This window comes from Rhizobium sp. GW821-FHT14E12 (genome assembly GCF_058803745.1).
Window position 1 is genome coordinate 1,486,153 of the sequence record NZ_JBXAPH010000001.1, and the last position, 14,084, is coordinate 1,500,236.

At 60.2% G+C, this 14,084-nt stretch carries 13 protein-coding genes; 4 read left to right on the forward strand and 9 right to left on the reverse strand.

The features are described 5' to 3' along the window. Window positions 1-54 precede the first annotated feature (54 nt). The 6 genes from AC1RO0_RS07315 to AC1RO0_RS07340 all read right to left on the reverse strand — a co-directional run bounded on the left by AC1RO0_RS07315 (window position 55) and on the right by AC1RO0_RS07340 (window position 7,230). Complete coding sequence (locus AC1RO0_RS07315) at window positions 55-1,449, reverse strand: NAD(P)(+) transhydrogenase (Re/Si-specific) subunit beta (protein ID WP_498592395.1); 1,395 nt, start codon at window positions 1,447-1,449, stop codon at window positions 55-57. Window positions 1,450-1,459: 10 nt separating this feature from the next. Then, window positions 1,460-1,858 carry an NAD(P) transhydrogenase subunit alpha part 2 gene (locus AC1RO0_RS07320; RefSeq protein WP_498592198.1) on the reverse strand — a complete coding sequence of 133 codons (399 nt, stop codon included), beginning with the start codon at window positions 1,856-1,858 and terminating at the stop codon, window positions 1,460-1,462. Continuing rightward, window positions 1,859-3,022: a Re/Si-specific NAD(P)(+) transhydrogenase subunit alpha gene (locus tag AC1RO0_RS07325; protein WP_498592199.1), complete on the reverse strand. Its 1,164-nt coding sequence runs from the start codon at window positions 3,020-3,022 to the stop codon at window positions 1,859-1,861. Window positions 3,023-3,131: 109 nt separating this feature from the next. Next, on the reverse strand, window positions 3,132-3,356 hold the full coding sequence (locus AC1RO0_RS07330; RefSeq protein WP_153364628.1) for an aa3-type cytochrome c oxidase subunit IV: 225 nt from the start codon (window positions 3,354-3,356) through the stop codon (window positions 3,132-3,134). A gap of 234 nt (window positions 3,357-3,590) precedes the next feature. Then, complete coding sequence (locus AC1RO0_RS07335; RefSeq protein ID WP_498592200.1) at window positions 3,591-5,894, reverse strand: putative bifunctional diguanylate cyclase/phosphodiesterase; 2,304 nt, start codon at window positions 5,892-5,894, stop codon at window positions 3,591-3,593. A 229-nt stretch (window positions 5,895-6,123) separates the two neighbouring features. After that, the gene (locus AC1RO0_RS07340; RefSeq protein WP_498592201.1) at window positions 6,124-7,230 is read right to left on the reverse strand and encodes a TRAP transporter substrate-binding protein; all 1,107 of its coding nucleotides are present in this window, start codon (window positions 7,228-7,230) and stop codon (window positions 6,124-6,126) included. 296 nt (window positions 7,231-7,526) lie between these two features. Here AC1RO0_RS07340 and AC1RO0_RS07345 point away from each other — a divergent pair, with 296 nt between their 5' ends. After that, complete coding sequence (locus AC1RO0_RS07345) at window positions 7,527-8,315, forward strand: gamma-glutamyl-gamma-aminobutyrate hydrolase family protein (protein WP_498592202.1); 789 nt, start codon at window positions 7,527-7,529, stop codon at window positions 8,313-8,315. Here the strand turns inward: AC1RO0_RS07345 and AC1RO0_RS07350 are convergent, their stop codons facing one another. From AC1RO0_RS07350 to AC1RO0_RS07360, 3 genes are all read right to left on the reverse strand, one after another. Beyond that, window positions 8,316-9,284, reverse strand: a complete 969-nt coding sequence (locus tag AC1RO0_RS07350; RefSeq protein ID WP_498592203.1) for a 2-hydroxyacid dehydrogenase — start codon at window positions 9,282-9,284, stop codon at window positions 8,316-8,318. A 31-nt stretch (window positions 9,285-9,315) separates the two neighbouring features. Then, window positions 9,316-10,338 carry a LacI family DNA-binding transcriptional regulator gene (locus tag AC1RO0_RS07355; protein ID WP_498592204.1) on the reverse strand — a complete coding sequence of 341 codons (1,023 nt, stop codon included), beginning with the start codon at window positions 10,336-10,338 and terminating at the stop codon, window positions 9,316-9,318. Window positions 10,339-10,458: 120 nt separating this feature from the next. Beyond that, window positions 10,459-10,971: a MarR family winged helix-turn-helix transcriptional regulator gene (locus AC1RO0_RS07360; protein ID WP_007700891.1), complete on the reverse strand. Its 513-nt coding sequence runs from the start codon at window positions 10,969-10,971 to the stop codon at window positions 10,459-10,461. An 86-nt stretch (window positions 10,972-11,057) separates the two neighbouring features. Between AC1RO0_RS07360 and AC1RO0_RS07365 the strand changes: the two genes are divergently transcribed. The 3 genes from AC1RO0_RS07365 (at window position 11,058) to AC1RO0_RS07375 (ending at window position 14,084) form a co-directional block, all read left to right on the forward strand. After that, window positions 11,058-11,849 carry a creatininase family protein gene (locus AC1RO0_RS07365; RefSeq protein ID WP_498592205.1) on the forward strand — a complete coding sequence of 264 codons (792 nt, stop codon included), beginning with the start codon at window positions 11,058-11,060 and terminating at the stop codon, window positions 11,847-11,849. Between the two features lie 139 nt (window positions 11,850-11,988). Continuing rightward, window positions 11,989-13,095 (forward strand): CobW family GTP-binding protein, encoded by a 1,107-nt coding sequence (locus tag AC1RO0_RS07370; protein ID WP_498592206.1) that lies wholly within the window; start codon window positions 11,989-11,991, stop codon window positions 13,093-13,095. Next, on the forward strand, window positions 13,095-14,084 hold the full coding sequence (locus AC1RO0_RS07375; protein ID WP_498592207.1) for a WD40 repeat domain-containing protein: 990 nt from the start codon (window positions 13,095-13,097) through the stop codon (window positions 14,082-14,084). Before AC1RO0_RS07370 ends, AC1RO0_RS07375 begins: the two co-directional genes overlap by 1 nt.

Below are 14,084 nucleotides of genomic sequence, written 5' to 3' on the forward strand. Positions count from 1 at the left end.
AAATGTGTAAAATACGCATTTTACACATTTTGTCAAAGATGGCGTTCGTGACCTCTACTCATTCATCGCCTTGACGATCTCCTCCGTCACCTTCTTGGCATCGCCGAGCAGCATCATCGTGCCGTCCTTGTAGAACAACGTGTTGTCGATGCCGGCATAGCCGGAGCCGAGGGAGCGCTTGACGAAGAGGCAGGTCTTGGCCTTGTCGACGTCGAGGATCGGCATGCCGTAGATCGGTGAGGTCTTGTCGTCGCGCGCCGCCGGATTGGTGACGTCGTTGGCGCCGATGACATAGGCGACATCGGCCTGGGCGAGTTCCGAATTGATGTCCTCGAGCTCGAATACCTCGTCATAGGGAACATTGGCCTCGGCAAGCAGCACGTTCATGTGGCCGGGCATGCGGCCGGCAACCGGATGGATGGCATATTTCACGTCGACGCCATGCGCCTTCAAGCGATCGGCCATCTCGCGCAGCGCATGCTGGGCCTGCGCCACCGCCATGCCGTAACCCGGCACGATGATGACCTTCGAGGCATTCGCCATCAGATAGGCCGCATCCTCGGCCGAGCCGAGCTTCACCGTCTTGTCGCTGTTATCAGTGCCGCCGGCGGACGCCTCACCGCCGAAGCCACCGAGAATGACGGAGACGAAGGAGCGGTTCATGCCCTTGCACATGATGTAGGAGAGGATCGCACCCGAGGAGCCAACCAATGCGCCGGTGATGATCAGCGCCAGATTGCCGAGCGTGAAGCCGATACCGGCCGCCGCCCAGCCGGAATAGGAGTTCAGCATCGACACGACGACCGGCATGTCGGCGCCGCCGATCGGCACGATCAAAAGCACGCCAAGCGCCAGCGCCAGAACGACGATCGCCCAGAAATCGAAATGGCTTTCGCTGATCGCCAGGCCCACCATGAAAAACACGATCAACGCCAGCAGGGCTGCATTGATGAAGTGACGATAGGGCAGCAGGATCGGCTTGCCGGACATGCGCCCGTCGAGCTTCAGGAAGGCGATGATCGAACCGGTGAAAGTCAACGCGCCGATGGCAACGCCGATCGCCATTTCGATGCGTGCCTCGGTATGGATCGAGCCGATATTGCCGATGCCGAAGGAGGATGGCGTATAGAGCGCCGAGGCCGCAACCAGCACAGCCGCCAGACCGACCAGCGAATGGAAACCGGCAACGAGCTGCGGCATCGAGGTCATCGGGATGACACGGGCAATATAGGCCCCCGCCCCGCCGCCAATGGCCAGGCCGAGGACGATCAGCACCAGCCCGCCGAAGGACGGCGTCGCCAGGACCAGCGTCGTGGCGATGGCGATGCCCATGCCGATCATGCCGTAGAGATTGCCGCGCCGACTGGTGGCTGGATGCGACAGGCCGCGCAGCGCCAGAATGAACAGCACGCCGGAAACGAGATAGAGGAAAGCCGCGATATTGCTCAGCATGCCGCCCTCACTTGTCTTTTTTCTTGTACATCGCCAGCATGCGCTGGGTGACAAGGAAGCCGCCGACGATATTGACCGAAACGAGCACCAGCGCCACGAAGCCGAAGCCCGTCGCAAGCCCGCTGGCGGAAATGCCGACCGCCAGAAGCGCGCCGACGACGATGACCGAGGAGATGGCGTTCGTCACCGCCATCAGCGGCGTATGCAGGGCCGGCGTTACCGACCACACGACGTAATAACCGACGAAGATCGCCAGCACAAAGATCGCAAGCTGGAAGACGAAGGGATCGATCGCACCGCCGGATGCGGCGCTGATGGTCTCGGGGGCCTGCGCAGCAGCGGTCGTTACCGCGGTGACGGCGTCATTCAGTTGTTGGAGCGCCTGATCCATTGCTTGGCTGGCCATTTAGACATCTCCCTTGTTGACGGTCGGCTGATCCGGGTCGACGAAATTCGGGTGCACGACTTCGCCGCCATCGGTCAGCATCGTCGCCTTGATCAACTCGTCGGCGCGATTGAGCCCGAGGCTCTTGGTATCCTTGTCGACCATCGTCTCCAGGAAGGTGACGAGGTTCTTGGCGTAGAGAGCGGACGCGCTGGCCGCAACGCGGCCGGCCATGTTGGGATAACCAACCACCTTGACGCCTTCGACATCGGCCACGGTACCAAACTCGGCGCCCTCGATATTGCCGCCGCGCTCGACGGCGAGATCGACGGCAACGGCACCGGGCCGCATCGCCTTCAGCATCTCGCGGCTGACGAGCCGCGGCGCCGGACGGCCGGGAATCAGGGCCGTCGTGATGACGATATCCTGCTTGGAGATATGCTCGGCCACGAGGGCCGCCTGTTTGGCCTGATAGGCTGCCGACATCTCCTTGGCATAGCCGCCGGCGGTCTCCGCCGCCTTGAACTCTTCATCCTCGACGGCGATGAATTTCGCGCCGAGCGAGGCGACCTGTTCCTTGGCGGCCGGTCGCACGTCCGTCGCCGATACCTGCGCGCCGAGGCGCCTTGCTGTTGCGATCGCCTGCAGGCCGGCAACGCCGGCGCCCATGACGAAAACCTTCGCAGCCGGCACCGTGCCCGCCGCCGTCATCATCATCGGCAGCGCTCTGTCATAGACCGCAGCCGCCTCGATCACCGCCTGATAGCCGGCAAGGTTCGCCTGCGACGACAAAACATCCATCGACTGCGCGCGGGTGATGCGTGGCATCAGCTCCATGGCAAAACTCGTCAGCTCTGCCTTCGCCATCTCGACCAGCGCGGCCTCGTTGCCATAGGGGTCCATGATGGCGATAACAATCGCGCCACGCTTGTAGCCGGTGACCTCCTTGGGTGTCGGCCGCCTGACCTTGAGGATGACGTCGGCCCGCTTGGCATCCTTGATGGCGCCGATGCGCGCACCGATAGCCTCGTATTCGCTATCCGGAATGCGCGACAAGGCACCAGCACCCGCTTCGACTACGATATCGAAGCCGAGGCTTTTCATCTTCTTCACCGTTTCGACGGATGCCGCGACGCGCGTCTCATCCCCAACGGTCTCCTTGGCGACAAAAACCAGATTGCCCAACGACACCACCTCGCATCAAACGACAGCCCCGCTGGAGACAGCGGCGCACCAGCCTGCGAAATCAGGCCAAAATCTCAGGGAAAGCGCGGGCCGGACGGCCCGGCGTCGTTCAGCGCGCGAGAAAGACGCCAACGATTGAAAGAACCACGAAAATGAGAAACCCGCCGAACAGGCCGGCGTGACCGAAGAAACCCGCTGTCATCGCGATCAACAGCGCGGCGATGATCGCCGATCCGACCCTGGCGACCAAAAGGAACCCGTTATAGGTTTTCTCGTGCTCCTTGTAATCCATCGGAGCACCGGTTTCGATCGGTCCGGTATGATGTTCGGCCATGCAAAAAGTCTCCCCTCAATCCGCTCCCCGACAGGCCTTGCAACAGCTGCCGGCTGGAGTTCGCCCTCGAAAGCTGCGGCATCTCCCAATAAGGCACCGCAGCCAGATTTCCTCTACCGAGGCGTTACACAAAGCGAGAAAAAATGCAATGCACGAGAACGTCGCAGAGGTTCAATCTCCTTGTGCGACTACCCTTAGGGCGATCGGAAACAGATCGAAGACCTCCCGGCCGCCTCAGGCCGGGATATCCTGGCGCAGCGCCGGCCGATTGCGATCGAGACTGTCTATCATCTCGCCAATCCGTGCCGGCGACACCGGCATCGAAAACACATAGCCCTGGATCACATCGGCCAGGCCGCGCTCGTTGATCAGCGCCAATTGTTCCGGCGTCTCGACGCCTTCGACGACGACTTTCAGACCCAGAGCCCGTGAGAGATCGGCAATGCCGCACAGGAGCTTGAAACGGCGGCTGTCGCCGGTGATTTCGTGCACGAAGGAGCGATCGATCTTGACGATATCCACCGGCAGTGAATCGAGATAGCTGAGACTGGAAAACCCGGTCCCGAAATCATCGATGGCAATGGTGATGCCCTTGGCCCTGAGATCGGCGAGAACGGAACGAACGGTGGCAATCTCGTCCATTAGGCAGCTTTCGGTCACCTCCAGATGCAGACGCGACGGCTCCAGCCCCGATGCCTCCAACGCTTCCATAACGACAGCGACAATGTCATTGCCGCGCAAATCCTGCGCCGAGAGATTGACCGAGACAGAGAGAGACTGAGGCCAGCCGGCACAATCCCGGCAGGCCCGGTTGAGCATGAAGCGGGTGATGCCGGAAACGATCCCCATCTCCTCGGCAATCTGCACGAACATGTTGGGCGGGATAGACCCTTTTTCCGGATGAACCCAACGCGCCAGCGCTTCGCAACAATCGATGCGGCGGCCATCCGGGGTGAACATCGGCTGATAGACCGCATGCAGCTTGCCAGCCTCGATTGCCTCGCGCAGATCGGTCTTCAGCTTTTGCCGCTCGATGTAGCGAGCGTCCATTTCCTCTTCGAAAGCAGAGCAGCCGCCCTTCGTCCGCAACTTGGTGTCGAAGAGTGCCAGGTCGGCCTTGATCTGCCATTCTTCCGGACGGAACTCGCAGCTCGACATGGTCACGTAGCCACCGCTGAAGGAGATACGCAGGCTGTGATCATCCACCTCGTAAGTGCCCGCCATCGCCGCATGCAGCGCGGATATGCGGCCGTCCAGATCCTGGGTGCCGTCATCGTTCGGAAAGAACAGCACGAACTGGTCTCCAACGAGACGCGCGCAAAGCGCCCTATCGCCCGCCGTGTCCCTCAACCGCGCGGCGATGGCGACCAGCAGCCGGTCGCCGGTCACATGCCCCTTGAAATCATTGACGTGCTTGAAATCATCGACATCTAGAACCAGAAAGCCGATCCGGCCGTCGCCGGCATGCGCGGCCAGCTTCTCCTTCGTCAATTCGGCAAAGTATTCGCGGTTCGGCAGACCGGTCAGCGGATCGAAGCGCACCATATGCAGGATCTTGCGCTCGGCCCGGATACGCGCCGTGACGTCCTCAAAGATCAGGATGACGATACCATCGGCGCGACGGCTCGCCGAAAACTCCAGAAACAGGTCTTCGCCGAGCTCAATCAACGTGCGCGATAGCGAACCGCCGACAAGCTGCTCGATCTGCTGTTGGATCAGGCCGGGAAGAGAACCGTCGATGGAGGCGTGGCGCAGCCCATAGCGCAACATGGCATCGAAATCGCAATCCCTGAGCCGCTCGGGATCCGTCAGGTTCAGGAGTTCGCAAGCCTTTCGATTGACCACCAGGATGCGGTTTTCGGCATCCAGCATGAACAGGCCATGCGTCATGTTGTTGAGCGCTGTGTCGAACCGATCAGCGATCAGCGATATCTCGCGCGACGCTATGACATTCTTGTAGAGAAACTCACGCAGGCCGTTGGCCATCGAGCGGGTCGTCAGCCCGAAGGGCACCAGCATGATGGAAACGATTGCCATATAAAGCTGCCCCGACATCAGGCAGGCGACGATGATCGGCAGGCAGCACGCCATGGTCTGCAGGTCGATCGCCTTCCGCGAACCGTAGTTGCGGCCGAGGATCGACACCATCGACCCCATGGTCACCGCGATACAGATGAATTCCGCCAGCGGATTCTGGACGATCAGGATGGCATAACCGCTGGCAACACCGAGGATCAGCGTCGCTGCCGTCGCGCCGATCACATAACGCGTTTCCCAGCGCGCGATATCGGCGCGCGAAAGGGCGTTCTTATCGAGCGCGTCAAATTGCCGGAACGAGTGGATGCGGAAAGCGAAGACGATGGCCAAGGTAAGGCCGAAACCAAGATAGATGCCGGCGCCCGTGCTCAGGAAGACAATGCCATAGGCGAGGATATGAACGAATACCCCCGTAAGCAATGTGCTACGGTTTCCGAAAAGCGAACTGACGAACGACAGATAGACATCCGTCGGTACGATGTTCGGGTTTTGAGGCTTCATCCAGAGCTCCCCTGATGCGGCGCGAACTCTAGTTGAAACGTTTTAAAATTTGATTGCCCAGATCGCGCATATTTGGATGGATTTTCCAATCATGCGATAAATTACATCGATTTTTAGTGATATTTTGCACCACATTCGAGCAATAGATGCAACCATGCTCTACTTGGATTATAGTCTTTTCGTCATAAACCACTAAAATAGAAAATAACAATCAGCAAAGCATCCTCGGTCAAATCTTGCCTGCCCGCTGCTGGATCATCATGAACGTATCGAAAGTGTATTCCGAAAGTTGCATCCAGAGATAGGCATCTTTCTTGTAGGCAACCTGATCCTCATAGATCCGTTTGAAATAGTCATTCGATTTCGAAAGGTCGGCATAAATGCCGGTGGCCGCCTGGAAGCAGGCTTCGAGAATTTCCTGGCTGAAGGGGCGCAGCGTCACGCCCTGCTGGACGATATCCTTCAGGGCCTGCGGATTTTTCACGTCATATTTGGCCAGCATATTGGTGTTGGCAAAGGCGCAGGCATCCGCAAGGATGGCCTGGTAGTTCTTCGGCAGCGCGTTCCATTTTTCCAGATTGAAGAAAGCATGCACAACGGCGCCGCCTTCCCACCAGCCGGGATAGTAGTAATATTTGGCGATCTTCTGGAAGCCGAGTTTCAGGTCGTCATAGGGGCCAACCCACTCAGCGGCGTCGAGCGTGCCCTTGTCGAGCGCGTCGTAGATATCGCTGGCGGGGATATCCTGCTGCGGCACGACGCCGATCTTCTCGATCACCTTGCCGGCAAGGCCGGCAATACGCATCTTCAATCCCTTGAGGTCGTCCAGCGTATTGATTTCCTTACGGAACCAACCGCCCATCTGCACGCCGGTATTGCCGGCGGGCAGGCCAAGTATGCCCTGAGTGGCATAGAACTCGTTCATCAGCTTGTTGCCGTCGCCCTGATAAAACCAGGCATTGGTAAGCCGGGCATTGAGGCCAAAGGGCAGCGCCGTGCCGATGGCGTAGGTCGGGTCCTTGTTCCAGAAATAGTAGGAGCAGGTATGCGCCGCCTCGACAGTGCCGGCGCTCACCGCATCGGCCGCCTGCGCGCCGGGAACGATCGCTCCGGCCTCATAGGTCTGGATGACGAAATTGCCGTTGGTCGCATCCGAAACATGCTGCGCGATATCCTCCGCGCCGCCATAGATCGTATCCAGGCTCTTCGGAAACGACGACGTCATCCGCCAGGTGATCTTGGGATATTCCTGGGCAACGGCAGGACTGGCAAGCGCTGAGGCTGCTGCGCCCGCACCGACTGCTCCAGCCCGTCTGATGAACGAACGGCGATCCATTATAACCTCTCACACGGATGGCATTGCGGGAAATAGATTCTCCCGATCATGGCGCAAGCATTCGAGCTTAACCATGCCGCGTATTGTCTTTCAAGTTTGCTTTTGCACTGCATTATGGCGATTCCTGTACATCGTCATGACAAAGGGAAACAAAGCCCGGCCGCGGCCGTCCCGCGTTGCCGAATGCCTGCTCTTCGCGTAGATTTGCCGACAAGTTGGCCCATCGCGGCATCGACACCATATTCATTCGGGGTCTCGACCAGACCCGGCAGTTTTGCATGTTTCCGGAGCCTCGCATGTCCAGACCGATCATCGCCATTCCCGCCGATATCCGCGAATTCGACGGCGCAACCTGGCATGCGGTGCAACAGCAATATGTCCGCGCCGCCGTCAAAGCCTCCGGTCTGATGGCGCTAATAGTCCCGGCGATGGAAGACGGCAACGATATCGACGCAATCCTCGACCGCGTCGACGGGCTGTTGGTATCCGGCTCGGCTACGAACGTGCATCCGTCGCTCTATGGCAAGCAAGCCCACGAGAGCGACGGTCCTTTCGACCTGGCCCGCGACGCCACATCCTTGCCACTCATCCGCCGCGCCATTGAGCGCGCCATTCCCATGCTCGCCATCTGCCGTGGCATTCAGGAGCTGAACGTCGCGCTCGGCGGCACGCTTGCCAGCGAAATCCAGGAACAGCCAGGCATCTGGGATCACCGCAAGCCGCAAAATGTCGACCGAGACACGATGTATTCGATCCGCCAGAGCGTTTTCGTCAAGGAAGGTTCCTGCATTGCCGCCGTTGTTGGCCCGGGCGAAGTCCGCGTCAACTCGCTGCATCGCCAGGCGATCGCCGATACGGCGCCACGGCTGCAGGTGGAAGCTATCGCCGAGGACGGCACGATCGAAGCCGTTTCCGTCATCGACGCCAAGGCTTTCGCTGTCGGTGTGCAATGGCATCCGGAATATTGGGCGGAAACGGATTCGCCGTCGCACAAACTGTTTGTCGCCTTCGGCGATGCCGTGCGTGATTATGCGGCGGCCAAGGAACAGCCGATAGCTGCTCCCCGCCGCCAATCGGCGCTCTGATCAGCCCTTTGGCTTGACCGGGGTTTCCGGCACCGGCGTCAGTACCGCACCCTTGCCGAACCACTCGATGATGTTGTCCGCAACGAGATCGGCCATGGCATTGCGCGTCGGCACCGAGGCGGACGCCACATGCGGCAGCAGCGAGACGTTCGGCAGGGAGAGATAGCCTGCCGGAACATTCGGCTCGTCGTAGAAGACATCGAGGCCAGCAGCCCCGAGCGTGCCGTTTCCAAGGGCAGCGATCAGCGCGTCGTCATCCACCGACCAGCCGCGCCCGACATTGATGAACACGCCCTGCGGCCCGAGCGCCGACAGAATCTCGGCGTCGATGACCTTATGCGTCTCCGCCGTCTTCGGCACGATGGAAATCAACGTATCCACGGCCTCCGCCATCGCCTTCAGCGACGGATAATAATCATAGGCCAGTTCCGTGCGCGGTGTGCGGGTGTGATAGCCGATCTTCACCTTGAACGGCTCCAGACGCTTGGCGATCTCCTGGCCGATGCGACCAAGGCCATAAATACCGACGCGCCGCCCCTTCAACGAGAAAGGCGAAAGCGGGAAAGGCCCCTCCTTCGCCCAGCGGCCTTCCCGCAGCCAGGTTTCCGCCTGCGGAAACTGGCGCAACGTGTTCAAAAGCAGCGCCATCGCCGTATCGGCCACTTCGTCGTTCAACACATCGGGCGTATTGGTGACGACGACACCCTTCGCTGCCGCATGATTGACGTCGATACCATCATAGCCGACGCCGAAATTGGCGATGACCTCGATATTCGGGAAGGCGTCGATCCAGGCCGCGTTGAAACCACCCGCTACGGCAACACCGCGCACGCGCGCCGCAGTCCCGGCATCGACCTGGGGACTCTCGCTACGATCGGCGGCGATGACATCGAAATGCCCGCCAAGCCTTTCGAGGACGCGCGGATGTATCTTCCCCGGAACGAGGATGGCGGTGCGGTTATCGGACATGGATCTTTCCTCTTGAATATGTCGTGCGGCGCTATTGGCGGGCCTGATAGGGAGATGTCGACTGGCGAATACGCATTTCCGGCTTGATAAGATGGATACCATCCGGCTCATGGCTGCCCGCCAGCCTATCCAAAAGCGCGCGTGCTGCAAGCCTTCCAACTTCCGCCTGGCCGTTCCACACCGTCGTCAGCGCCGGCGTCGCGATCGCCGCCTCCTCCAGATCGTCATAGCCGGTAACCGAGATATCCTTACCCGGCACAAGGCCGGCGCGGGAAATGCCGTTCATCAGGCCGATGGCGACGAGATCGTTCCAGCAGACGGCCGCCGTCGGCTTCTGCGGCAACGACAGGAAATGCACCGCCGCCTCGAAACCGCCCTGCTTGGAACGGGCGCCGGGAATGCGAAGGTCCGGATCGACCTCGATGCCCGCCTTGCGCAGGGCATTGACATAACCCTGGTAACGATCGCGGCCGGTCGAGGTCTGGTCCGTTCCGCCGATCATCGCGATAGTGCGGTGGCCGAGGCTGATCAGGTGATTAGTGGCAAGCGAAATGCCGTAGCTGTCATCGCCGCGATAGGTCGGTAGATCCAGCCCTTCCATCGAGCGGGCAACAAGAATGGCCGGCATGCCGTTTTCTTCCGCCAGGTCGAAATCCTCCGCCGGAGTGCCGATCGCCGGCGACATGATGACGCCGTCGCCGCCAAGCTGCAGCAGGGTTTCGATGAAGGTTCGCTGCTTCTCGACCGAATCGTAGTGATTGGAGAGGATGAACGTGTGGCGGCTACGATCGAGCTCGCTTTCGATCGCCTTGAGGATCTCGCCGTAGAACGGGTTCATGATGTCGTGGACGACGACGCCGATGATCCCGGATCGCGATGTCCTGAGGCTGGCCGCGCGGCGATTATAGATATAACCCAGCGCCCGCGCCTGATCCTTGATCTTCTCACGCGTGTTGACCGCCACCAGCGGACTGTCGCGTAAGGCAAGAGATACGGTTGCCGTTGAAATACCCAGCGATTCCGCAATGGTAGATAGTTTTATCTTTTGCGCCATGCGCTCCCCTCCCCGTGAAACGCAGCCGAATATGCCATTCCGTCGTTTTACGATTCCGGAATTTAAAAACTTTAATTAAAAGCTTTAATCGGCCCGCGCAACTCGAATCCTCGGGAATTCTTAAAATTCCTCAGCATCCTCGTCGTGGTCGCCGATATGAAGGTTGCCCTCGATCGCCTTCAGCAGCCGCACCAGTGAACGGACATCCTTTTCCGAAAAGCCGCGCGTGGCGAGTTCGTCGCAGGCAGCAGCCGAGCTTTCGATCTCGCTGACGCTGTTGCGGCCCGCCTCGGTGAGATAGACCTTGGTCAACCGCGCATCCTCGGCGTCCGGCCGGCGCTCCAGGAAGCCCTGCGCTTCCATGCGGCCGATCGTGCGGGTCATGGTCGGCGCCTTGACGCCGAGCTTCTGCGCCAGCGTTCCCGCCGGCAGACCGTCGCTGGCCGCAAGCGCGAGGATAACGCCATCCTGGCCCGCATAGAGGCCGCTGGCCGTCAGGTTGCGCGTCAGAACCGTTCGCATGGACCGCGCCGCCTGCGTCAACGCCGGCGACAGATCAGCGAGCGTGTACTCGCTGTGATCCTTCTTTTTACCTGACTTACTTTTCTTGCCGTCCTTGTGCTTCTTACCCATTGTGATTCCGTTGCTCTTTCCGCCACTGCATCATCACGTTATGACATTGCCTAGGTTATTGACATAAACAAGAGGCACACCTGCAGATGGCACAGCCTTTGCCACGTTTCGATGACAATGATAGGACGTTGGCGCCTGCGGAAAGGGCAAACTGGATCGCCGTGCTGCCACTTGGCGCCCATGAGCAACACGGCCCCCATCTGCCGTTCGACACCGACACGCTGATCGCCGAAGGCATCGTTTCGCGTTTGAGTACCGCCCTACCGGCCGATTTGCCCGTCACTTTCTTAGCCGTGGAACCGGTCGGCTATTCCATCGAGCACATGGATGTCGCCGGCACAAAGACGCTCGACTTCGATGAAGCCGTCAATCGTTGGCTCGGCATTGCCGAGACCATGCATCATCTCGGCATCCGAAAATTCGTGATGCTGAACGCCCATGGCGGCAACTCGCCCCTGATGACCATCGTCGCGACCGAGGCGCGCGTCCGCTTCAACATGCTGGCGGTGGCGACCAGCTGGACGCGCTTCGGCGTGCCGGATGGCCTGATCGCGCCGGAGGACAAGGCCATCGATATCCACGGCGGCGACATCGAGACATCGGTGATGCTCGCGCTCTATCCAGAGATGGTCGACATGAGCAAGGCTGCGGATTTCCCCTCCCGGCAATCTGATTACACGCAGCACTTCAAGCACCTGCGGGCCTATGGACCACACGCATTCGGCTGGAAAATGTCGGATCTGAGCGCCGCCGGCGTGGCCGGTAATGCAGGCGCCGCAACGGCGGAAAAGGGCGAGCGGCTGATTGCGCATGCGGTACAGGGGCTGGTGGAGCTTTTGCGGGATGTCGATGCGTTTGATGTGGAGGCACTGACCTAAAACCCGACGGATCCGCTTACCCCAAACCTAATGTGATCTTATAACATACAAAAGCCTTTGAACTGCCGCCTTCAACTCCTTATATGGAACCCGATCATTTTCCGCCCCCTTGGGGGAAATCCCATATTTCGAGGCTCCCATGACCGAAACAGCCACGCAAAAGCCCATTCCCGTCACCGTTCTCACCGGCTATCTCGGCGCCGGCAAGACGACGCTGCTGAACCGCATCCTCTCCGAAAACCACGGCAAGAAATACGCCGTCATCGTCAATGAGTTCGGCGAGATCGGCATCGACAACGACCTGATCGTCGAGTCGGACGAAGAAATCTACGAGATGAACAATGGCTGCGTCTGCTGCACCGTGCGCGGCGACCTCATCCGCGTCGTCGAAGGCTTGATGCGCCGCCCCGGCCGTTTCGACGGTATCATTGTCGAGACCACCGGCCTTGCCGATCCGGTTCCCGTTGCCCAGACCTTCTTCATGGACGACGATGTCCGCGCCAAGACCGAACTCGATGCCGTGGTCGCGCTTGTCGACGCCAAGCATCTGCCGCTGCGCTTGAAGGATAGCCGCGAGGCCGAAGACCAGATCGCCTTTGCCGACGTCGTCGTCATCAACAAGTCGGATCTCGTGTCTTCGGAAGAACTGGCGCAGATCGAAGACATCGTCCGCGCCATCAACCCGGCCGCCCGCGTCTACAAGACCACCCGCTCCGGCGTCGATCTCGCCCGCGTCCTCAACCAGGGTGCCTTCAACCTCGAGCGTGCGCTCGAAAACGATCCGCATTTCCTCGACCAGGGCCATGACGATCATGTCTGCGGCCCGGATTGCGGCCATGACCATCACGACCATGATCACCATCATCATGATCATGACCACCACGATCATCGTCACCATGATCACGATCATGGCCATCATCACCATGCCCCTTCGCCCATTCATGACGTGACGGTGCAGTCGGTGTCGCTGCGCGGCGGCGAGATGAACCCGGATCGTTTCTTCCCGTGGATCCAGAAGGTCACCCAGACCGACGGCCCGAAGATCCTTCGCCTCAAGGGCATCATCGCCTTCAAGGACGACCCCGAGCGCTATGTCGTCCAAGGCGTGCACATGATCATCGAAGGCGACCACCAGCGCGCCTGGAAAGATGGCGAGAAGCATGAGAGCCGCCTGGTCTTCATTGGCCGCGAACTCGACCGCGAAAAGCTGGAAAAGAGCTTCAAGGCCTGCGAGGCGACTGCCTGATGCCGACTGTCGCTCCGCTTGATATCGACGGCCACGTTCTGGCCGTCGAATTTTTAGGGGATACCCCCGTCTTCGCCAGCGCCGCCGGCACGATCCATCGGCTGGAAGGCGGGGAAAAGGTAAGCGAAGCCCATCAGGGCATGCTCACCTGTATCCGTGATCCCCATAGCAACAGCCTGATTTCCGGCGGCGAGGACGGCAAGGTCCTGCGGATCGCAGCCGATGGCGGCGTGACCGTGCTTGCCGAAGCGCCGCGCAAATGGATCACCCAGCTTGCCGCCGGCCCACAAGGCGCGGTCGCCTATGCCTATGGAAAAAGCAGCTTCGTGCGGCTTGCCGACGGCTCGACCAAGGAATTCACCGAGGAGCGCACTGTCGAAGGCCTCGCCTTCGCGCCAAAGGGTCTGCGCATCGCAGCTGCCCGCTACAATGGCGTGTCGCTGCATTGGGTCGGCATGAGCGCGCAACCGGTCAATCTGGAATGGAAGGGCGCCCATACCGGCGTCACCTTCTCGCCGGACGGTCAGTTCGTCGTCACCACCATGCAGGAAAACGCCCTGCACGGCTGGAAGCTCGATAGCAAGCCGGGTGGCGAAGCCCGACATATGCGCATGACCGGCTATCCCGCCAAGGTGAAGTCGCTCTCCTGGTCCGCCAAGGGCAAGTGGCTCGCCTCGTCCGGTGCACCAGCGGCGATCGTCTGGCCGTTCCAGAGCAAGGACGGCCCGATGGGCAAGGCGCCGCAGGAGCTCGGCACCCGCGCCAACATCATGGCAACCTCAGTCAAGTTCCATCCGGTGGAAGACATCCTGGCGATCGGCTTCATCGACGGCATGATCCTTGCCGTGCGCATCGGCGACGCCAAGGAGGCACTCTTGCGCCGTCCGGGCAAAGGTGCGATCACCTCGATGAGCTGGAGCAAATCCGGCAAGCTGCTCGCCTTTGCCTCCGAGGCCGGCGATTGCGGCGTTGTTGATATTTCCGCCTGA

Bases quoted from the DNA above. Each gene is read 5' to 3' on its own strand.
- AC1RO0_RS07345 (WP_498592202.1), top strand. From the start codon at position 7,527: ATGTCCAGACCGATCATCGCCATTCCCGCCGATATCCGCGAATTCGAC.
- AC1RO0_RS07320 (WP_498592198.1), bottom strand. From the start codon at position 1,858: ATGGCCAGCCAAGCAATGGATCAGGCGCTCCAACAACTGAATGACGCC.
- AC1RO0_RS07350 (WP_498592203.1), bottom strand. From the start codon at position 9,284: ATGTCCGATAACCGCACCGCCATCCTCGTTCCGGGGAAGATACATCCG.
- AC1RO0_RS07330 (WP_153364628.1), bottom strand. From the start codon at position 3,356: ATGGCCGAACATCATACCGGACCGATCGAAACCGGTGCTCCGATGGAT.
- AC1RO0_RS07360 (WP_007700891.1), bottom strand. From the start codon at position 10,971: ATGGGTAAGAAGCACAAGGACGGCAAGAAAAGTAAGTCAGGTAAAAAG.
- AC1RO0_RS07355 (WP_498592204.1), bottom strand. From the start codon at position 10,338: ATGGCGCAAAAGATAAAACTATCTACCATTGCGGAATCGCTGGGTATT.
- AC1RO0_RS07365 (WP_498592205.1), top strand. From the start codon at position 11,058: ATGGCACAGCCTTTGCCACGTTTCGATGACAATGATAGGACGTTGGCG.
- AC1RO0_RS07375 (WP_498592207.1), top strand. From the start codon at position 13,095: ATGCCGACTGTCGCTCCGCTTGATATCGACGGCCACGTTCTGGCCGTC.
- AC1RO0_RS07370 (WP_498592206.1), top strand. From the start codon at position 11,989: ATGACCGAAACAGCCACGCAAAAGCCCATTCCCGTCACCGTTCTCACC.
- AC1RO0_RS07335 (WP_498592200.1), bottom strand. From the start codon at position 5,894: ATGAAGCCTCAAAACCCGAACATCGTACCGACGGATGTCTATCTGTCG.
- AC1RO0_RS07340 (WP_498592201.1), bottom strand. From the start codon at position 7,230: ATGGATCGCCGTTCGTTCATCAGACGGGCTGGAGCAGTCGGTGCGGGC.